Source organism: Streptomyces apocyni, assembly GCF_009739465.1.
Classification (GTDB): domain Bacteria; phylum Actinomycetota; class Actinomycetes; order Streptomycetales; family Streptomycetaceae; genus Streptomyces; species Streptomyces apocyni.
Window position 1 is genome coordinate 26,576 of sequence record NZ_WHOM01000067.1, and the last position, 19,180, is coordinate 45,755.

Here is a 19,180-nt window from a genome sequence, read left to right on the forward strand (position 1 = left end):
TACGGACGCAGGCGCGCGACGAATGGGGAACGCAATGCGGGACATCAGTCGAAGGGGACTTATCGGTCTTGGGCTTGGCGCCGCCGCGGCGGCGGGAGTCGCCGGGTGCAGCAAGGACTCCAAGACGACGGACAAGGGCAAGACAGAGTCGGAGCAGACCGGCTCGGCGGACAAAAACGGGGCCGGCTCTCTGGAAGAGGGCAAAGTCATCGGTGACGGTTCCACATCATTCACCGGAAAGCAGCCGAAGCAGCCCCCGGCCCCCGTCCGCCTGGAGCCCGGTGAGACCCCGCCGCAGTTTGTGATCTTCTCCTGGGACGGCGCGGGAGAGGTCGGCAACGGCCTCTTCCCGCGTTTCCTGAAGCTCGCCGCCGAGCACGACGCCCATATGACGTTCTTCCTCTCGGGTCTGTATCTGCTGCCCGAGTCCAAGAAGCGGCTCTACCGTCCGCCGAACAACGCCGTCGGCGCGTCCGACATCGGCTATCTCAAGGACGAGAACGTCAAGGCCACGCTGAAGTACATACGTCAGGCGTGGCTCGAAGGCCACGAGATAGGCACCCACTTCAACGGCCACTTCTGCTCGGGCACGGGATCGGTCGGCAACTGGACCCCGGCCCAGTGGCTTGACGAGACCAACCAGGCCAAGGCGTTCGTCAAGGAGTGGCGTACGAACACGGGCTGGACCGACCTCCCCTCGCTGCCCTTCGACTACGACAAGGAACTCATCGGCGCCCGCACCCCCTGCCTGCTCGGCCAGGACAAGCTGCTGCCCACCGCCCGCAAGCTGGGCTGGCGCTACGACGCCTCCTCGTCCGGTGGCCGTCAGGTCTGGCCGACGAAGAAGCAGGGCATCTGGGACCTCCCGCTACAGGCCATGCCGTTCCCCGGGCACACCTTCGAGGTGCTCTCGATGGACTACAACATCCTCGCCAACCAGTCGCAGAACACCACCAAGGCGCCAGCTCACAACTACCCGGCCTGGCGCAAGCAGGCGACCGGGGCCTATCTCGCCGGATTCAACCGCGCCTACGAGGGCAACCGCGCCCCGTTCTTCATAGGCAACCACTTCGAGGAGTGGAACGGCGGCATCTACATGGACGCGGTCGAGGAGGCCCTCAAGTCCATGGCCGAGAAGAAGGACGTACGCCTGGTCTCCTTCCGGCAGTTCGTGGACTGGCTCGACGTCCAGGACCCCAAGGTCCTCGCCCAGCTCCGTACGCTTGGCGTCGGCCAGCCGCCGGCAGGTGGCTGGAAATCCCTGGCGCCAGCCGCCTGAGCAGGGGCTGAGCGGGTTCCGAGAAGGGACTGGGCAGGGTCTGAGTAGGGCCTGAACAGGGCGTTCCGCACCTATTGGGGGGCGCCCAAGATCCGCGAAACGGTCATGCGAAACTTTTCACATGAGTCTTAGTCGTGCCCCGCGCCGTGCACTTCCTGCCGCGATCGCCCTGGCCGCGGCTGGTGCCCTCACCCTGACGGCCTGCGGCGGCGACGCACAGGGCGGCGGGTCGGGGAACACCAACTTCGTGACGGGCACGGACGGCATCTCCACAGCCGCCAAGGGCGAGCGCAAGACCGCACCGAAGCTGGACGGCGAGACGCTGGACGGTGAGAAGCTCGACACCAGCGACTTCAAGGGCAAGGTCCTCGTCGTCAACGCGTGGGGCTCCTGGTGCGCGCCCTGCCGGGCCGAGGCGAAGTACCTGAGCAAGGTCGCCAAGGAGACCAAGGACCAGGGCGTGGAGTTCGTCGGGATCAACACCCGCGATCCCAACAAGGGCCCGGCGATCGCGTTCGAGAAGGACTACGGGGTCCCCTACCCGAGCCTGTACGACCCCATGGGCAAGCTCCTGCTGCGCTTCCCCAAGGGCAGCCTGAACCCGCAGACCATCCCCACCACGATCGTCATCGACCGCGACGGCAAGATCGCCGCCCGCGTCATGAAGGCCGTCGACGACAAGCAGCTGCACGAGATGATCGACCCGTTGATCGCGGAGAAGTGACCTCCGTGCCAGCAGCCACCGCAGTCTCAGCAGCCTCCACAGCCACCGCGGCCGCCCAGCACCTGGCCGCGGTCACCGAGCCGAACCAGACCGTCCTCGGCGGGGCCCTGCTCCTCGCCCTGCCGATCGCCCTGCTCGGCGGCCTGGTCTCGTTCTTCTCGCCCTGTGTCCTGCCCCTGGTGCCCGGCTATCTGTCGTACGTCACCGGGGTCAGCGGCGCCGACCTGGAGCAGGCCAGACGCGGCCGGATGGCGGCCGGAGCCGGGCTGTTCGTGCTCGGCTTCACCTTTGTCTTCGTGTCCGGTGGCGCGCTGTTCGGCGGGTTCGGCTCGACGCTGCTCGAGCACCGCGAGGTCATCTCCCGGGTGCTGGGCGCGCTGACGATCGTGATGGGCCTGTTCTTCATGGGCGCGATGCCCTGGCTGACCCAGCGAGAGTTCCGTTTTCACAAGCGCCCGACCGCCGGGCTGATGGGCGCGCCGATGCTGGGCGTGCTCTTCGGCATCGGCTGGACCCCGTGCATCGGCCCGACCCTGGCGGCGGTCAACACGCTCGCCTTCAACGAGGCCAGCGCGGGCCGTGGCGCCATACTGACCGTCGCGTACTGCGTGGGCCTCGGGCTGCCGTTCATCGTGGCGGCCATCGCGTTCAGGCGGGCGCTCGGCGCGTTCGCCTGGTTCAAGCGTCACTACGTCTGGGTGATGCGGATCGGCGGCGTGATGATGATCGCGACCGGTCTGCTGCTCGTCACGGGCGCCTGGGACCGCATCGTTCAGGAGATGCAGGTCTGGTCGTCCGGCTTCACTGTGGGGATCTGATCGATGAGCAACACGACGGCCGACGAGACCGGCCAGACCACCGACGAGCGGGAGCTGGACGCCGCTGGCTCGCAGCTCTCCACCACGCCCCGCGAGGAACTGCCCAGCCTGCCCAACCTGCCTGCCCTGGGCGTGGTCGGCTGGCTGCGCTGGACCTGGCGGCAGCTGACCTCGATGCGGGTCGCGCTGATCCTGCTGTTCCTGCTCTCGCTCGCCGCGATCCCCGGCTCGCTGGTCCCGCAGAACAACGTGGATGAATTCAAGACCCAGAGCTTCAAAGACAACAACCCGGGCCTCTCGGAGATCTACGAGAAGTTCCAGCTGTTCGACGTCTACAGCTCGGTGTGGTTCTCGGCGATCTACATCCTGCTGTTCATCTCGCTGATCGGCTGTATCGTCCCGCGCTCCTGGCAGTTTGTCGGCCAGCTCCGCGGCCGCCCGCCGGGCGCCCCCAAGCGCCTCACCTGGCTGCCCGCGTACGTGACCTGGCGCACGGACGCCGAGCCCGAGCACGTACGCGAGACCGCCCTCGCGATGCTCAAGCAGCGCCGCTTCCGCGCCGACCCGGCCGGGGACGCGGTCGCCGCCGAGAAGGGCTATCTGCGCGAAGCCGGAAACCTGATCTTCCATATCGCCCTGATCGTGATCCTGGTGGCCTTCGCCGTCGGCTCGCTCTTCAAGTCCGAGGGCGGCAAGCTGATCGTCGAAGGCGACGGCTTCTCCAACACGATCCCGCTGTACGACGACTTCAAGCCCGGCACGCTCTTCGACGCCGAAGACCTCGAACCGTTCAGCTTCCGCCTCGACCGCTTCAACGGCACGTATGAGCGCACGGGTCCGCAGACCGGCACCCCGCGTACCTTCGAGGCGCACGTCACGTACTCCGAGGGCGTGGACGGGCCGGAGAAGAAGAAGGTCATCAAGGTCAACAAGCCCCTCCTGGTGGGGGGCTCGAAGGTCTACCTGATCGCCCACGGCTACGCGCCGGTCGTCACCGTCAGGGACGGCGACGGCAAGGTCGTCTACGACAAGGTCGCGGTGCCGCTGCTGCCGATCGACGCCAACGTCACCTCCACCGGCGCGATCAAGGTGATGGACGGCTACCGCGACAAGAACGGCAAGAAGGACCAGCTCGGCTTCAACGCCTTCTTCGTGCCGACGTTCGCGGGCGCCGGCAAGGGCGAGATGTTCTCGCAGTTCCCGGCCGCCGACTTCCCGGTGCTCGCGCTGTCCGCGTACCACGGCAGCCTGGGTGTCGACTCCGGCCTGCCGCAGAACGTGTACCAGCTGGACACCAGCAAGATGAAGGAGTTCAAGGACAAGGACGGGGAGCTGCTGAAGAAGCGCCTGCTGCCTGGCGAGACCCTGGAACTCCCGGACGGCGCGGGCTCCATCACGTTCGAGAAGGAGCTCAAGGAATGGGCCTCCTTCCAGATCTCCCAGCAGCCGGGCGAGGGCCTGGCCCTGTTCGGCGCCGTCGCCGCGCTCGTGGGTCTGGTCGGCTCGCTGTTCATCCAGCGGCGCCGAGTGTGGGTGCGTGCCGTACGGGGCGCGGATGGCGTCACCGTCGTAGAGATGGCGGGGCTGGGGCGCAGCGAGTCCACGAAGCTGCCCGAAGAGCTCGCCGAGCTGGCTGCCACGCTGCATGAGAAGGCGCCGACGGCGCCTGCCGAAGTTTCTGCCGACCCTGCCGAAGGGGCTGAGAAGTGAATCTCGCCGCCGCCACCAACGAGAACTTGGCGATGATCAGCGATGTGCTGATCAAGTCCGCCATGGCCGTCTACACCCTGGCCTTTTTCGCCCATATCGCCGAGTGGACCTTCGGCAGCCGCAGCAAGGTCGGCCGCACCGCGGCGGCGCTCACCAGCGAAGGCGCGGCTGCGGCCGGGGCGGCCGCTCCGGCTGTGCGGGTGAAGCAGTCGGGCGGCGGCACCGCCGTCCTGGAGCGCCCCCAGGTCGTCACCCGCTCCGCCGCGGGCAGCCGCGACGTGGCGGACGGGCCGGGCGCGCACGGGGGTACCGAGAAGGGCGACCTGTACGGCCGGATCGCCGTCTCGCTCACCGCGCTCGGCTTCCTCGTCGCGGCGTCCGGTGTGGTCACCCGCGCCCTGTCGGTGCAGCGGGCGCCCTGGGGCAACATGTACGAGTTCTCCATCACGTTCTCCACGGTCGCGGTCGGCGTCTACCTGGCTCTGCTGCTCGCCAAGAAGAACGTCCGCTGGATGGGCCTGGTGCTGGTCACCACGGTTCTGCTCGACCTGGGCATCGCCACCACCTGGCTGTACACGGCCAGTGACCAGCTGGTCCCGGCCCTGGACTCGTACTGGCTGTACATCCACGTCTCCACCGCGATCTTCTGCGGCGCGGTCTTCTACATGGGCGCGGTCGGCACGCTGCTCTACCTCTTCCGCGACGCGTACGAGGCCAAGCTGGGGCGCGGCGGCGAGCCCGGCGCCTTCGCCCGCTCGGTGCTGTCCCGGCTGCCGTCGGCCGCCACGCTCGACAAGTTCGCCTACCGCGTCAACGCGGCGGTGTTCCCGCTGTGGACCTTCACGATCATCGCGGGCGCGATCTGGGCGGGCGAGGCCTGGGGCCGCTACTGGAACTGGGACCCCAAGGAGGTCTGGTCCTTCGTGACCTGGGCCGTGTACGCCTGCTATCTGCACGCGCGCGCGACCGCGGGCTGGAAGGGGCGCAAGGCCGCCTACCTGGGGCTGTTCGCCTTTGTGACCTGGCTGTGGAACTACTACGGCGTGAACATGGTCCTGAGCGGTCTGCACTCGTACGCCTGAGTCGCGCCTAAGGAGGGTGCGCGACCCGGGTGTGGGAGAGACGCTGGTGTCATGACCGGAACGATCGGACAGGGCACGAGTACGACGACGGGTGACGCCCGGCCGCCCACCCAGCACCTCCACTTCGAGCTCCATCTCCCGCACGCGGTGGAGAAGGTATGGGCTGCCGTGGCCACCCCCGAGGGTCTGGTCGGCTGGCTCGCCGCCGCGGATGTCCTGGAGCCCCGCCTGGGCGGGGCGGTCACCCTGCGCTGGCTGAACGCCGACCCCGCGCACGCGCCGCCGCCTACGCACTCCGGGCGGATCACCGCCTGGGACGTGGAGCGGATCGTCGAGTACACCTTCGATGGCCCGCCGCACGGCCGGGCGCGTTTCCACCTGGAACCGCTCGGGGTCGGTGCGACGACACTCCGCTTCACCAACGAGTTCCCGGGCGACGACGCGCTGCGCCTGGACTGCCTGGCCGGGTGGCACCAGCACTTCGAGTTCCTGCTGGAGGCGCTGGAGGGGCGGCCCATGGACGCGGCGTCCTGGTCCGCCTGGTCGCGTGAGCGCTGGCAGCAGCTGCGGGACGGGTACGCGGAGTCGCCGGGAGCTATCGCGTGAGCTACCGCGTGCGCTACCACGTGCGTTACTGGTCGTGGGCGCCGATGTCCTCGAACCAGAGCTCCGGACGGGCGGTGATGAAGTCCGTCATCAGCGCCACACACCGTGGGTCGTCCAGGACGACGATCTCCACGCCGTGCTCAGCCAGCCAGTCCTGCCCGCCGTGGAACGTCCTCGCCTCGCCGACGATCACGCGCGAGATGCCGAACTGCCGCACCAGACCACTGCAGTACCAGCACGGCGACAGCGTCGTGACCATCGTGGTTCCGCGGTACGAGCGCTGCCGCCCGGCGCTCCGGAACGCCGCCGTCTCCGCGTGCAGGGACGGGTCGCCGTCCTGGACGCGGCGGTTGTGGCCGCGCCCCAGCAGGGTGCCGTCCGCGCCGTAGAGGGCCGCGCCGATCGGGATGCCGCCCTCGGCGAGCCCGTGCTCGGCCTCGGCCACGGCGGTCGCGAGCCATGCGCGGGCCTGTGCCTCATCCATACGGCGATGCTGCCAGATCCATACGGCGATGCTGCCAGACGGTGTTGCTGGCATACGGTGATGCCGCCAGACGGCGGCCGGGCCTTCGGTGTCCGTCGGTGCGCCTTAGGCGAAGCGGTCGGGGTCGGCGGCCGACCAGTCCTCGGCCCAGCCTGGCGGGGTGTCGTCCAGCAGTTGGCCCGGGGCCAGGCGTTCGAAGAGCTCGTCGCTGGCGTGGATGGTGGCGGGGCCGATGCGTCGGCGCAGCATGTGGGGTCGGAGGCCGCTCGGGCCGGTCACTCCCATGGCTGCCATGATCTTCAGGGCGCTGGTGACGGTGGCGGCCTGGAAGCGCTGGACCCGCAGGGACTTGTTGGGGACGTTGAGGGCGCGGGTGCGGCGTGGGTCCTGGGTGGTGACGCCGACGGGGCAGGTGTTGGTGTGGCAGCGCTGGGCCTGGATGCAGCCGACGGCGAACATCATGGCGCGGGCCGAGTTGGTGTAGTCCGCGCCCTGGATGAGCCGTTTGACGATGTCGACGCCGGTGGCGACCTTGCCGCTGGCGCCGATGCGGATGCGGTCGCGCAGTCCCGTCCCGGTCAGGGCGTTGTGGACGGTGAGGAGTCCTTCGGTGAGCGGCTGGCCGAGGTGGTCGGCGAACTCCAGCGGTGCCGCTCCGGTGCCGCCTTCCGAGCCGTCGACGAGGATGAAGTCCGGGGTGATGCCTTCCGCGCGCATGGCTTTGCAGAGGGCCAGGAACTCGCGGCGTGACCCGACACAGAGCTTGAACCCCACGGGTTTTCCGTCGGCGAGTTTCCGCAGGTGCGCCAGGAACCGGACCAGTTCGCGCGGGGTGGTGAAGGCGCGGTGGTAGGGAGGGGAGGCGACGGTCGCGCCCTGGGGCACGCCTCGGGCCCGGGCGACCTCCGCGCTGACCTTGACGCCGGGCAGCAGGCCGCCGCTGCCGGGCTTGGCGCCTTGGGAGAGCTTCAGTGACACGCATTTGACCTGCTCGTAGGCCGCCTTCTCGGCGAACTGCCGGGGATCGAAGTCGCCGTCCTCCGTCCGGCAGCCGAAGTACCCCGTGCCGATCTCCCAGACGAGGTCACCCCCGTGCCGCAGGTGGTACTCGGAGATGCCGCCTTCTCCGGTGTCGTGGGCGAAGCCGCCGAGCGCGGCGCCACGGTTGAGCGCGAGTACGGCGTTGGCGGACAGCGAGCCGAAGCTCATCGCCGAGACGTTGAGCAGCGCCATGTCGTACGGCCGTGTGCAGTCCGGGCCACCGATGCGGACCGAGGGCGCCGTCTGGAGCACGGGCTCGGGGGCGATGGAGTGGACCAGGAACTCGTGACCCGCGGCGTAGACATCGCGTTCCGTCCCGAAGGCGTCTTCCGCCGCCGTGCCCTTCGCCCGCGCGTAGACGATGCTGCGGACTTCTCGGTCGAAGGGGCGGCCATCGTAGTTGCGTTCGATGAAGTACTGCTGGAGCTCAGGGCGGAGGCGCTCCAGGAGGTAGCGAAAGTGACCGAGGACCGGATAGTTGCGCAACACGGAGTGCTTGCGTTGCAGCAGGTCGTACCCGCCGACGGCGGCCAGTGCCAAGGTGATCGCGGCGGGTGGCCACCACCACGGCGAGACCGTAAGGGATAGCGCCGTGAGCCCGAGGCTCATGATCACGCACACCAACACCACCGCAAACCGGATCACACCGGACATTATCTCCAGAGACCCTCGCGCCCCGCTGCGTCACCACCGCTCGCCACCACTCGCCGCAGGTGACACCGCCACCCGTACGGACGCACCGGACCCGGCCGCGAAGAAGCGCCTCCGTCGCCCCGCCCCTAGCGTGGAAGGCGGCGGCGCCACCCCGCACGCGTTGCGACCTCACGGCGCCGCGCCAGAGGAGGAACCTCATGCCCATCGCCACCGTCAACCCCGCCACGGGGGAGACGATCAAGACCTTCGACGCGCTGACGTCCGAAGAGGTGGAGCGGCGGCTCGCCGCCGCCGACGCCGCGTACCGGACGTACCGCCTCACCTCCTTCGCCGACCGCGCCCGCCTCCTGGAGCGCGCCGCCGACCTGCTGGAGCAGGACGCCGATACCGCCGCTCGCATGATGACCCTCGAAATGGGCAAGACGCTGAAGGCGGCGCGTGCGGAGGCCGCCAAGTGTGTGAAGGCGCTGCGCTGGTACGCCGCGCACGCCGAGGCGCTCCTCGCGGACGAGGAGCCCGCCCAGGCCGACGTCGAGGACTCCGGCGCGTCCAGGGCACGCGTCCACTACCGTCCGATCGGCCCGGTGCTCGCGGTCATGCCGTGGAACTTCCCGCTCTGGCAGGTCGTACGCTTCGCCGCCCCGGCCCTGATGGCGGGCAACGTGGGCCTGCTGAAGCACGCGTCGAACGTGCCGCAGACGGCCCTCTACCTGGAAGACCTCTTCCGGCGCGCCGGCTTCCCCGAGGGCTGCTTCCAGACGCTTCTCATCGGCTCCGGGGCCGTCGAGGGCATCCTGCGCGACGCGCGCGTGGCGGCCGCGACCCTGACCGGCAGTGAGCCCGCCGGGCGCTCCGTGGCCTCGATCTCTGGGGATGAGGTGAAGAAGACGGTCCTGGAACTGGGCGGCAGCGACCCCTACGTCGTCCTGCCCAGCGCCGACATCGACCGCGCGGCCACGACCGCCGTCACCGCCCGCGTACAGAACAACGGCCAGTCCTGCATCGCCGCCAAACGCTTCATCGTGCACACCGATGTGTATGACGCCTTCCGTGACCGGTTCGTCGCCGCTATGCGGGAGTTGACCGTCGGCGACCCGACCGACGACGACACCGACGTCGGGCCGCTCTCCTCCGAACAGGGCCGCAAGGACCTGGAGGAACTCGTCGACGACGCGGTCGGCAAGGGCGCGGCCGTGCTGTGCGGCGGACGGCGCCCTGAACAGATGGACCACGGCTGGTACTACGCCCCCACCGTCCTGGCCGACATCACCGACGAGATGCGCATCCACCGGGACGAAGCCTTCGGCCCGGTGGCCACGCTGTACCGGGTGGAGAGCGTTGACGAGGCGGTGGAGCTCGCCAACGACACTCCCTTCGGGCTCAGTTCCAATGTCTGGACGCGGGACGACGAGGAAATGGCCCAGTGCGTACGGGACATCCAGGCGGGCGCCGTCTACTTCAACGGCATGACGGCCTCCCACCCGGGCCTCCCCTTCGGCGGGGTCAAGCGCTCGGGCTACGGGCGGGAGCTGGCGGGGCACGGCATCCGCGAGTTCTGCAACGCCACGACGGTCTGGTACGGCTCGCCCGGCACCTGAGACGCCGCGTTCGGGTGAGACGCGGCGACGCCCGCCCCCCCATGCCGGGGAACGGGCGTCGGAGCCGGAATGCCTAGGCCGGAACCGGGACAGCTGCCTTCTTCTCGGCGTCCGAGGCGTCCGAGGCGTCAGAGATGCCCGAAGAGTCCGAGACGTCGTCCAGGTCGTTGATGTCGAAGCTCGTCGCGGTGTCGTACGCCGTGCGGTCCAGGATGTTCTCGCGGGCCGAGACGATCACCGGCACCAGCGCCTGACCGGCCACGTTCGTCGCCGTACGGACCATGTCCAGGATCGGGTCGATGGCGAGCAGCAGACCCACGCCCTCCATCGGCAGGCCCAGCGTCGACAGCGTCAGGGTCAGCATCACCGTGGCGCCGGTCAGACCGGCCGTCGCGGCGGAACCGACCACCGAGACGAAGGCGATGAGCAGGTACTCCTGGATGCCGAGCTGCACATCGAAGATCTGCGCGACGAAGATCGCGGCGATCGCCGGGTAGATCGCGGCGCAACCGTCCATCTTGGTGGTGGCGCCGAACGGCACCGCGAAGGAGGTGTACTCCTTCGGCACGCCGAGCCGCTCGGTGACCTTCTGGGTGACCGGCATGGTGCCGACCGAGGAGCGGGAGACGAAGGCCAGCTGGATCGCGGGCCAGGCGCCCTTGAAGAACTGCACAGGGTTGACCTTGGCGACCGTGGCGAGCAGCAGCGGGTAGACGCCGAACATCACCAGGGCGCAGCCGATGTAGATGTCGGCGGTGAACGTCGCGTACTTGCCGATCAGGTCCCAGCCGTAGGTGGCGATGGCGTAGCCGATGAGGCCGACGGTGCCGATCGGGGAGAGCCGGATGACCCACCACAGGGCCTTCTGCAGCAGGGCGAGGACGGACTCGCTGAGGTCGAGGATCGGCTTGGCCTTCTCGCCGATCTTCAGTACGGCGATACCGGCGACGGCGGCCATGAAGACGATCTGCAGGACCTTGAGCTCGGTGAACGGCGTGATGACGTCGGTCGGGACGATCCCGGTGAGGAAGTCGATCCAGGACCCGGTGTTCTCCGGGGCCACGCCGTCCTTCGGGGTCAGGCCGGTGCCCGCGCCCGGGTTGGTGAGCAGGCCGATGGTGAGGCCGATGCCCACCGCGATCAGCGAGGTGATCATGAACCAGACCAGGGTCTGGGCGGCCAGCCTGGCGGCGTTGTTGACCTTACGAAGGTTGGTGATCGACACCAGGATGGCGAAGAAGACGAGCGGCGCGACGGCCAGCTTCAGCAGCTGGACGAAGATCGAGCCGACCTTGTCGAGGGTGGTGACCAGCCAGGACACATCCTGGCTGCGGGCCAGCCAGCCGAGCAGCACACCGAGGACCAGACCGCCCAGGATCTGTGCCCAGAACGGGATCTTCGATATACGGAAGCCCGCGGGCTTCTCGGCGGCGGACTTGACGTTCGCGGACACGGACACACTCCGGGTAAGGCGCATGGGGCGAGGACGTAAGACGTGCGGGGGAGCGACGACCGGACCGCGAAGGGTCAACGGGGCCGCTGCGTGATGTCGCTGGTGCTTGTCAGACGCGGGGGCAACAGGTCGCGGACATGCAGCGGCAGAGATCGACGTGCAGGCGCTCCACGAGCGGGACGCTCACGGGGGTGTGGTGCGCGGCTGCGGTCTTCATGCCGAGAACGTTAACACCTGAACTTTGAGAACATCAAAGCTCTGCTTTGGGGTGCGAGAGGGGCGAGAGGGGTGAGAGGGGGCGAGATGCACAAAGCCCCAGTACAGGGGCGGGTGGCTCCTGTACTGGGGCTTGAGGGTGTGACGGACCTTACGAGGTCGAGCCCTGCGCACGGGAGGCGTCCTGCGCGTCCACCGCGGCGTCCTCCATGGTGCGGTTCGCGTGGAGCCTGGCCTTGGTGCGGTCCACCGTGTCGATGATCTGGGTGGACATCTCCTCGCGCTGGTTGCGCAGCAGCACGAAGCTCAGCGGCGCCGACACGGCGATCGCCAGGACCAGCACCCACAGCAGGTTGGAGTCGCCGAGTCCGGCCGGCAGCGCGCCGACATAGACCAAGCCCCAGATCACCAGGAAGCAGCCCGCGAAGATCCCCAGGCGCATCGCGGTGTAGCGGACGGTGGCGCTCGGCTTGGGTGCCACGGCTGGCCTTCTCTCTGCTCGTACGGCTGGTTCCCCAGTCCCTGCCCGACAAGTGAAGCACGCCCGTTTTGATCAGCGGCAGGCAGGGGCGCGTCAGCCCAGGGTCACCGGGGCGCGTCAGCCCAGGGTCAGCAGCATGGTGATGTCGTCCCGGTCGTCGCCGGGCGCCACGCGGATCATGCCGGGCACCCGCCCGACCTCCTTGTACCCGCAGGAGGCGTAGAACCGGTCGGCCCCGGTGCCGTCGCGGCAGGTGAGCCGTATCGCGTCGATACCGTCGAAGCCGCGCGCCGCGTCCTCGACGGCCCGCATCAGCTGCCGCCCGTACCCCTTGCCCTGGTGGCGCGGGGCCACCATCACGGTGTAGAGCCAGACCCAGTGCCGCATCAGGCGGTGGGTGTTGTACGAGAAGAACGCCGTCGCCGCGACCCGGCCCTCCGTGTCGTACCCGACGAGCAGCCGGTTCTTCCCCTCGGCCATGGACACCAGGTGTCTGACCCACTCGGGCCGGATGTCCTCGGGCGTCACGGGCGGGACGAATCCGACGGCGCCGCCGGCGTTGGACACGTCCGTCCAGAGGCGGACCACGCCGTCGCCGAGTTCGCGGCCGACGGCGGGGTCGAGTTCGAAGGTCAGAGCGTCAGCCATGAGGGGCCCTCTCAGACCCGCATGGCCTGCGGCGTCTCGCGGCGCTCCGCGTCCGGGCCCGGGTACTCGCGGATGATCTCGTAGCGGGTGTTCCGCTCGACCGGGCGGAAGCCCGCGTCCCGGATCAGGTCGAGGAGGTCGTCGCGGGTCAGCTTGTTCGGCGTGCCGTAGTTGTCCGCGTCGTGCGTGATCTTGTACTCGACGACCGAGCCGTCCATGTCGTCCGCGCCGTGCTGCAGGGCCAGCTGGGCGGTCTGCACGCCGTGCATCACCCAGAAGACCTTGACGTGCGGGACGTTGTCGAAGAGGAGGCGGGAGACCGCGAAGGTCTTCAGCGCCTCGGCGCCGGTCGCCATCTGCGTACGGGCCTGGAGCTTGTTGCGGACCTTGCCGTCCTGCATGTCGACGAAGTCGTGCTGGTAGCGCAGCGGGATGAAGACCTGGAAGCCGCCGGTCTCGTCCTGGAGTTCCCGCAGCCGCAGGACGTGGTCGACGCGGTGGCGGGGCTCCTCGATGTGCCCGTACAGCATCGTGGACGGGGTCTTCAGACCCTTCTCGTGCGCCAGGCGGTGGATGCGCGACCAGTCTTCCCAGTGGGTGCGGTGGTCGACGATGTGCTGCCGGATCTCCCAGTCGAAGATCTCCGCGCCGCCGCCGGTCAGCGACTCGAGACCGGCCTCGATCAGCTCGTCCAGGATGTCGGACGCGGACATGCCGGAGATCGTCTCGAAGTGGTGGATCTCCGTGGCGGTGAACGCCTTCAGGGAGACGCTCGGGAGGGCTTCCTTGAGGGCGGAGAGCGAGCGGGGGTAGTAGCGCCACGGCAGGTTGGGGTGCAGGCCGTTGACGATGTGCAGCTCGGTGAGGTTCTCACCCTCCATGGTCTTGGCCAGCCGGACGGCTTCCTCGATGCGCATGGTGTACGCGTCCTTCTCGCCCGGCTTGCGCTGGAACGAGCAGTACGCGCAGGACGCGGTGCACACGTTCGTCATGTTGAGGTGGCGGTTGACGTTGAAGTGGACGACGTCGCCGTTCTTGCGCGTCCGCACCTCGTGCGCGAGGCCGCCGAGCCACGCCAGGTCGTCCGACTCGTACAGCGCGATGCCGTCCTCGCGAGTCAGCCGCTCACCGGCTCGGACCTTCTCCTCGAGCTCGCGCTTGAGTCCAGCGTCCATTACCGGCGCCTCCCATGTGTCTGTTCCCGGGGGCCCCGTCCCTACCTTCAAAGGCCCCCGACCACGGTACGCCACCCCTCTTTTCTGGGGGGTGACCCCCCAGACCCCCCTATTCCTCGGGAAGTTCCCCGACCCGGTTCTCCCACTTCGTGGAGAGCACGATCGTGGTGCGCGTACGGGACACGCCCTTGGTGCCGCTGAGGCGACGGATCGTCTTCTCCAGGCCGTCCACGTCACCGACGCGCACCTTGAGCATGTACGAGTCGTCGCCCGCGATGAACCAGGCGTCCTCGATCTCGCTGAGGTCCTTCAGGCGGCGCGCCACGTCCTCGTGGTCGGCGGCGTCCGAGAGGGAGATGCCGATCAGGGCGGTGACGCCGAGGCCGAGCGAGGCCGCGTCGACCGTGGCGCGGTAGCCGGTGATCACACCCGCTGCCTCAAGGCGGTTGATGCGATCCGTGACGGAGGGGCCGGAGAGGCCGACGAGTCGGCCGAGCTCGGCGTACGAGGCCCTGCCGTTCTCTCTGAGGGCCTGAATAAGCTGCCTGTCCACCGCGTCCATATGCCTGGAGCCTTCCATTGTTCAGCGTTCCCGTGAGTCTACGTAGGGAAAATAGGCGTGCCGGGTCAGCGCCCTGCGGATCTTGTAGCAGAGGCGATCAAGAATCGCCAGGGTCTGTGTGACCAGAGCCGAGCTCCCCCGCCCAGCGCCGGTAGAGCCCGTGCTCGACCCCTGCCGCGTCCAGTACCCGCCCGGCGACGAAGTCCACCAGGTCCTGGATGTGGGTCGCCCCCGCGTAGAACGCGGGGGAGGCGGGCGCGATCACCGCTCCCGCCTGGTCCAGGGTCACCAGGTGCCGGAGCGTCTGGCCGTTCAGCGGGGTCTCGCGGACCGCCACGACCAGGCGGCGGCTCTCCTTGAGTGTCACGCTCGCCGCCCTCTGGAGCAGGTCCTTGGAGAGCCCGAGCGCCACGCCCGCCACACAGGCCGTGGACGCGGGCACGATCAGCATGCCCTTGGTGGCGTACGAGCCCGATGAGGGCCCGGCGGCCAGGTCACCGGCCGCCCAGTAGCGCACATCGCCGAGGTCGCCGAGGGCGCGGACGTCGGCGGCGAAGGTTTCGGGCTTGCCGTCCGCGCCCCGGGCCAGCCAGGTGCGCAGATCGTCTCGCCAGTGCGCGTCCCGGAAGGCGATCCCGGTCTCGTCCAGGAGGGTCAGCCGTGAGGCGCGACTGACCACCAGGTCGACGCTTTCGCCCGCCGCGAGCAGGGCCCGCAGCACGGACGCGGCGTACGGCGTCCCGGACGCGCCGGAGACACCGACGACCCAGGGGCGGCGCGGGGTACGGGGCTCGGGTTGATCGGCGGCTGGCTGCACGCCTGAGAGCCTAGACGAGTGGGCCCCAGGGGCTGGAACCGAGCCGAGGCTCCCCGCGTTGAGAGGGTAGAAGATAGGTAGGAGAGCCGGGCAGGTAACGGCGGGCAGGGGCAAGGCTTAGGGGGATGCCCATGTCATACGGAGAGCACGGGCCGTACGGATCATCCGGACCATCCGGGCAGTACGGACCGTTTGGACCGCGCGGGGCGAGCCCCGGGCCGCTGACGCGTGGGCAGCGGGTCAAGGCCGCGGCCTTCGTGATGATCGCCTGGGTGGCGCTGCTGTGGCTCCTGGAGGGCATCGACCAGGCGACGAACAACTCCCTGGACACCTTCGGGATAACGCCGCGCGAGTTCAGCGAGCTCCGGGACCTGGTGCCGGCCGCGTTCGTCCACTTCGGCTTTGACCACCTCACGGCGAACACCATGCCGCTGCTGATACTCGGCTTCATCGCCGCGCTGTCCGGCGTGCGCCGCTTCTTCGCCGTCGCCGTGCTGATCATCCTGGTCAGCGGCATCGGCGTGTGGATCACGGCGCCCGAGCACTCGGTCACCGGGGGTGCGTCCGGTGTCGTCTTCGGGCTCTTCGGCTATCTGGTGGTGCGCGGCTTCGTGGACCGGCGCATCGGGGACATCCTGGTCGGGCTGCTGATCGGTGTGCTCTACGGCTCGCTGCTGTGGGGCGTGCTGCCCACCACGCCCGGCATCAGCTGGCAGGGCCACCTGTTCGGACTGCTCGGCGGGATAGCCGCGGCGTTCATGTTCCGGCGCGCGCCCACCTGACGCGCGCGGGGGGACATGTACGCCTACGCATACCGCCGAGGGTGAGCCCGCCGCCTCACAGCGTGAGCCCGCGCACCAGCAGGTCGAGCAGCGCGAAGACGAACAGCGAGATCCCGATGAACCCGTTGGTGGTGAAGAAGGCCCGGTTCAGCCGGGACAGATCGTGCGGCCGCACGATCGTGTGCTCGTAACTGAAGGCCACCCCCACGATCAGCAGGCCGAACCAGAAGAACCCGCCCGCGTCCGTGGCGAAGCCGTACCAGACGAACAGCGCCGAGGTCACCACATGGCAGGCCCGGGCGCCGTACAGCGCGGCCGGGATGCCGAAGCGGGCCGGTACGGAACGGACGCCTTCGGCGCGGTCGGCCCGCACGTCCTGGCAGGCGAAGATCAGGTCGAAGCCACCGATCCAGATGCCGACCGCCAGGCCGAGGATCACCGCGTTCCAGGACCACTCGCCGGTGATCGCGATCCAGGCGCCGACCGGGCCCATGGCCTGGGCCAGACCCAGGATCGCGTGCGGGAAGTCGGTGAACCGCTTCCCGTACGGATAGACCACCATCGGGATCACCGCGAAGGGGGCGAGGATCAGGCACAGCGGGTTCAGCAGGGCGGCGGCGCCCAGGAAGATGATGAGGGCGATCAGCGCGCCGGTCCAGGCGGACCGCACCGAGACCGCGCCGGTGACCAGCTCGCGGCTCGCCGTGCGCGGGTTACGGGCGTCGATCTCGCGGTCGATGATGCGGTTGCAGGCCATCGCGAAGGTGCGCAGTCCCACCATCGCGATGGTGACCAGGAGCAGCGGCCCCCAGTGCATGGTCCCGTCGAGCTGGAACATCGCGGACAGCGCGGCGATGTACGCGAAGGGCAGCGCGAAGACCGAGTGCTCGATCATCACCAGGCGCAGGAAGGCCCGCACCCTGCTGTTCGGCTGTGGGAGCGCGGCGGACGCGGTGCTCACAGCCCGTACTCCTTCCAGCGACGGTCCACCATCGCCGCCGTGCGCGGGTCGGACTCGACCATGTTCGGCCAGCCGCCGTCTCGGGTGTAGCCCTCCTCGGGCAGCTTCTTGGTGGCGTCGATGCCTGCCTTGCCGCCCCAGAACGCCTGGTAGGAGGCGTGGTCGAGGTGGTCGACCGGGCCTTCGACGACGGTGAGGTCGCGGGCGTAGTCGACGTTGCCCAGGGCTCGCCAGGCGACCTCGTGGTAGTCGCGCACATCGCAGTCGGCGTCGACGACCACGATCAGCTTCTCCAGCGAGAGCATGTGCGCGCCCCAGATGGCGTGCATGGTCTTCTGCGCGTGCTTGGGGTACTTCTTGTCGATCGAGACGATCATGCAGTTGTGGAAGGCGGCCGCCTCGGGCAGGTGGTAGTCCACGACGTCCGGCACGATGATCTTGAACAGGGGCAGGAAGAACCGCTCCGTGGCCCGGCCCAGTGGCCCGTCCTCGGTCGGCGGGCGGCCCACGACGATCGACTGCAGCAGCGGCCGCTTGCGCATGGTCACGCAGTCGATGGTCAGGGCCGGGAAGTCCTCCTGCGGCGTGTAGAAACCGGTGTGGTCACCGAACGGCCCCTCCGGCAGCATCTCGCCCGGCTCCAGCCAGCCCTCAAGCACCACCTCGGCATTGGCCGGGACCTGGAGCGGCACGGTCTTGCAGTCGACCATCTCGACCCGCTTGCCCTGCACGAACCCGGCGAACAGGTACTCGTCGATATCGCCGGGCAGCGGCGCGGTGGAGGCGTAGGTGACCGCGGGCGGCGCGCCGAAGGCGATCGCGATCGGCAGCTTCTCGCCCCGCTTGGCGGCGACCTGGTAGTGGTTGCGGCTGTCCTTGTGGATCTGCCAGTGCATCCCGATGGTGCGCTTGTCGTGCCGCTGCAGCCGGTACAGGCCCAGATTCCGTACGCCGGTCTCGGGGTGCTTGGTGTGCGTCAGCCCGAGGTTGAAGAAGGAGCCACCGTCCTCGGGCCAGGTGAACAGTGCCGGGAGCTGGTTCAGGTCGACGTCGTCACCGGTCAGGACGACCTCCTGGACCGGGGCGGCGCTGGCCTTCACCTTCTTCGGCGGCACATGCGTCATGTTGGCCAGCTTCCCGAAGGCCTCGCGCACCCCGACGAACCCGTGCGGCAGCTCGGGCTTCAGCAGCCCGGCGATCGACTCGCTGATCTCGTCGTAGGACTTGAGGCCGAGGGCCTTGAGGAGGCGGCGGTCCGTGCCGAAGACGTTCATCGCCAGGGGCATCGACGACCCGCGGACGTTCTCGAAGAGGAGGGCCGGGCCGCCGGACTTCTGGACTCGGTCGACGATCTCACCGACCTCCAGATGCGGGTCTACCTCGGCCTTGATGCGCTTGAGATCGCCCTCGCGCTCCAGTGCGCGGAGCAGGGAGCGAAGATCGTCGTAAGCCATAGGGTCAAGTATCGGCTACTCGCTACTCTTGCCTTGTAAGGGGGGCCGCCCGCGCGGCCCCGATCTCCACGCTCAGTCCACGCTCAGGGGGACACCTCATGCTCCGGGTGCTGATGATCCTGGTGCCGCTGGCACTCGGCATCTTCGCGTTCATCGACTGCATCACCACCGATGAGCAGGAGGTTCGCTTCATCCCCAAGCCGCTGTGGGCGATCCTGATCCTGCTCTTCCCGCTCGTCGGCTCCATCTCCTGGCTGATCGTCGGCAAGGACCGCACCGTCCAGAGCGCCTCCGGCGGGCGCGGCGGCTGGGTCGCGCCTGATGACAACCCCGACTTCCTCAGGTCGCTGCGCGAGGAGGAGTCCAGCGAGGAGTCCGCCAAGCGCGACGCGAGCGCGAAGGACAAGGACAGCGCGAAGGACAAGGACGACGATGAGCTGATGAAGGAGTGGGAGGCGGATCTGCGCCGCCGCGAGGAGGAGATGAAGCGCCGCGAGAACGGCGGCCCGGAAGACGCTCCGCCGAAGTCCTGACCCGCCGCTTGGTCCTCGGGCCCGCCGCTCAGGTCCGAGGACCCTTCGCCGGGTCCTCGGACCTGCCATCGCCCGCCTGGTGTGAACCGTAGGCTTGACTCT

At 68.8% G+C, this 19,180-nt stretch carries 19 protein-coding genes; 9 read left to right on the top strand and 10 right to left on the bottom strand.

Annotated elements, in window-relative coordinates; genetic code table 11:
- The first annotated feature begins 34 nt into the window (after positions 1-34).
- From GCN81_RS22155 to GCN81_RS22180, 6 genes are all read left to right on the top strand, one after another.
- Complete coding sequence (locus tag GCN81_RS22155; protein ID WP_197287749.1) at positions 35-1,279, top strand: polysaccharide deacetylase family protein; 1,245 nt, start codon at positions 35-37, stop codon at positions 1,277-1,279.
- A gap of 121 nt (positions 1,280-1,400) precedes the next feature.
- Positions 1,401-2,003, top strand: coding sequence for a TlpA family protein disulfide reductase (locus GCN81_RS22160; protein WP_156726416.1), 603 nt, complete (start codon positions 1,401-1,403; stop codon positions 2,001-2,003).
- 5 nt (positions 2,004-2,008) lie between these two features.
- Positions 2,009-2,821, top strand: a complete 813-nt coding sequence (locus GCN81_RS22165) for a cytochrome c biogenesis CcdA family protein (RefSeq protein ID WP_407698006.1) — start codon at positions 2,009-2,011, stop codon at positions 2,819-2,821.
- Between the two features lie 3 nt (positions 2,822-2,824).
- Positions 2,825-4,531 carry a cytochrome c biogenesis protein ResB gene (gene resB / locus GCN81_RS22170; protein WP_156726417.1) on the top strand — a complete coding sequence of 569 codons (1,707 nt, stop codon included), beginning with the start codon at positions 2,825-2,827 and terminating at the stop codon, positions 4,529-4,531.
- Positions 4,528-5,613, top strand: coding sequence for a c-type cytochrome biogenesis protein CcsB (gene ccsB / locus GCN81_RS22175; protein ID WP_156726418.1), 1,086 nt, complete (start codon positions 4,528-4,530; stop codon positions 5,611-5,613). Before resB ends, ccsB begins: the two co-directional genes overlap by 4 nt.
- Before the next feature lie 51 nt (positions 5,614-5,664).
- Positions 5,665-6,219: an SRPBCC domain-containing protein gene (locus GCN81_RS22180; RefSeq protein ID WP_156726419.1), complete on the top strand. Its 555-nt coding sequence runs from the start codon at positions 5,665-5,667 to the stop codon at positions 6,217-6,219.
- Positions 6,220-6,244: 25 nt separating this feature from the next.
- On the opposite strand, the gene GCN81_RS22185 is transcribed toward GCN81_RS22180, so the two are convergent.
- Together GCN81_RS22185 and GCN81_RS22190 are read right to left on the bottom strand one after the other, a co-directional pair.
- Entirely contained in the window at positions 6,245-6,703 is a 459-nt protein-coding gene (locus GCN81_RS22185) for a nucleoside deaminase (protein ID WP_156726420.1), read from the bottom strand.
- Positions 6,704-6,808: 105 nt separating this feature from the next.
- Entirely contained in the window at positions 6,809-8,353 is a 1,545-nt protein-coding gene (locus GCN81_RS22190; RefSeq protein WP_231626917.1) for an FMN-binding glutamate synthase family protein, read from the bottom strand.
- Between the two features lie 242 nt (positions 8,354-8,595).
- Between GCN81_RS22190 and GCN81_RS22195 the strand changes: the two genes are divergently transcribed.
- Positions 8,596-9,996, top strand: a complete 1,401-nt coding sequence (locus GCN81_RS22195) for an NADP-dependent succinic semialdehyde dehydrogenase (RefSeq protein WP_156726422.1) — start codon at positions 8,596-8,598, stop codon at positions 9,994-9,996.
- Positions 9,997-10,069: 73 nt separating this feature from the next.
- On the opposite strand, the gene GCN81_RS22200 is transcribed toward GCN81_RS22195, so the two are convergent.
- From GCN81_RS22200 to GCN81_RS22225, 6 genes are all read right to left on the bottom strand, one after another.
- The gene (locus GCN81_RS22200) at positions 10,070-11,473 is read right to left on the bottom strand and encodes a dicarboxylate/amino acid:cation symporter (RefSeq protein ID WP_156726423.1); all 1,404 of its coding nucleotides are present in this window, start codon (positions 11,471-11,473) and stop codon (positions 10,070-10,072) included.
- A gap of 343 nt (positions 11,474-11,816) precedes the next feature.
- Positions 11,817-12,146: a DUF4229 domain-containing protein gene (locus tag GCN81_RS22205; protein WP_231626909.1), complete on the bottom strand. Its 330-nt coding sequence runs from the start codon at positions 12,144-12,146 to the stop codon at positions 11,817-11,819.
- A 117-nt stretch (positions 12,147-12,263) separates the two neighbouring features.
- Positions 12,264-12,794, bottom strand: coding sequence for a GNAT family N-acetyltransferase (locus GCN81_RS22210; protein ID WP_156726424.1), 531 nt, complete (start codon positions 12,792-12,794; stop codon positions 12,264-12,266).
- A gap of 11 nt (positions 12,795-12,805) precedes the next feature.
- A complete protein-coding gene (gene mqnE, locus GCN81_RS22215) occupies positions 12,806-13,969 on the bottom strand; it encodes an aminofutalosine synthase MqnE (protein ID WP_156726425.1) in 1,164 nt (387 codons plus the stop codon).
- Positions 13,970-14,078: 109 nt separating this feature from the next.
- Positions 14,079-14,531, bottom strand: coding sequence for an Lrp/AsnC family transcriptional regulator (locus GCN81_RS22220; RefSeq protein WP_156726426.1), 453 nt, complete (start codon positions 14,529-14,531; stop codon positions 14,079-14,081).
- A gap of 97 nt (positions 14,532-14,628) precedes the next feature.
- Positions 14,629-15,348 carry a UbiX family flavin prenyltransferase gene (locus tag GCN81_RS22225; RefSeq protein ID WP_156726427.1) on the bottom strand — a complete coding sequence of 240 codons (720 nt, stop codon included), beginning with the start codon at positions 15,346-15,348 and terminating at the stop codon, positions 14,629-14,631.
- Positions 15,349-15,608: 260 nt separating this feature from the next.
- On the opposite strand from GCN81_RS22225, the gene GCN81_RS22230 reads away from it, so the two are divergent.
- Positions 15,609-16,130: a rhomboid family intramembrane serine protease gene (locus GCN81_RS22230; protein ID WP_156726515.1), complete on the top strand. Its 522-nt coding sequence runs from the start codon at positions 15,609-15,611 to the stop codon at positions 16,128-16,130.
- Between the two features lie 55 nt (positions 16,131-16,185).
- Here the strand turns inward: GCN81_RS22230 and mqnP are convergent, their stop codons facing one another.
- Positions 16,186-17,091: a menaquinone biosynthesis prenyltransferase MqnP gene (mqnP, locus tag GCN81_RS22235; protein ID WP_156726428.1), complete on the bottom strand. Its 906-nt coding sequence runs from the start codon at positions 17,089-17,091 to the stop codon at positions 16,186-16,188.
- The gene (locus GCN81_RS22240; RefSeq protein ID WP_156726429.1) at positions 17,088-18,545 is read right to left on the bottom strand and encodes a menaquinone biosynthesis decarboxylase; all 1,458 of its coding nucleotides are present in this window, start codon (positions 18,543-18,545) and stop codon (positions 17,088-17,090) included. Before GCN81_RS22240 ends, mqnP begins: the two co-directional genes overlap by 4 nt.
- 98 nt (positions 18,546-18,643) lie before the next feature.
- Between GCN81_RS22240 and GCN81_RS22245 the strand changes: the two genes are divergently transcribed.
- Entirely contained in the window at positions 18,644-19,078 is a 435-nt protein-coding gene (locus GCN81_RS22245; protein WP_156726430.1) for a PLD nuclease N-terminal domain-containing protein, read from the top strand.
- Positions 19,079-19,180: the final 102 nt, after the last annotated feature.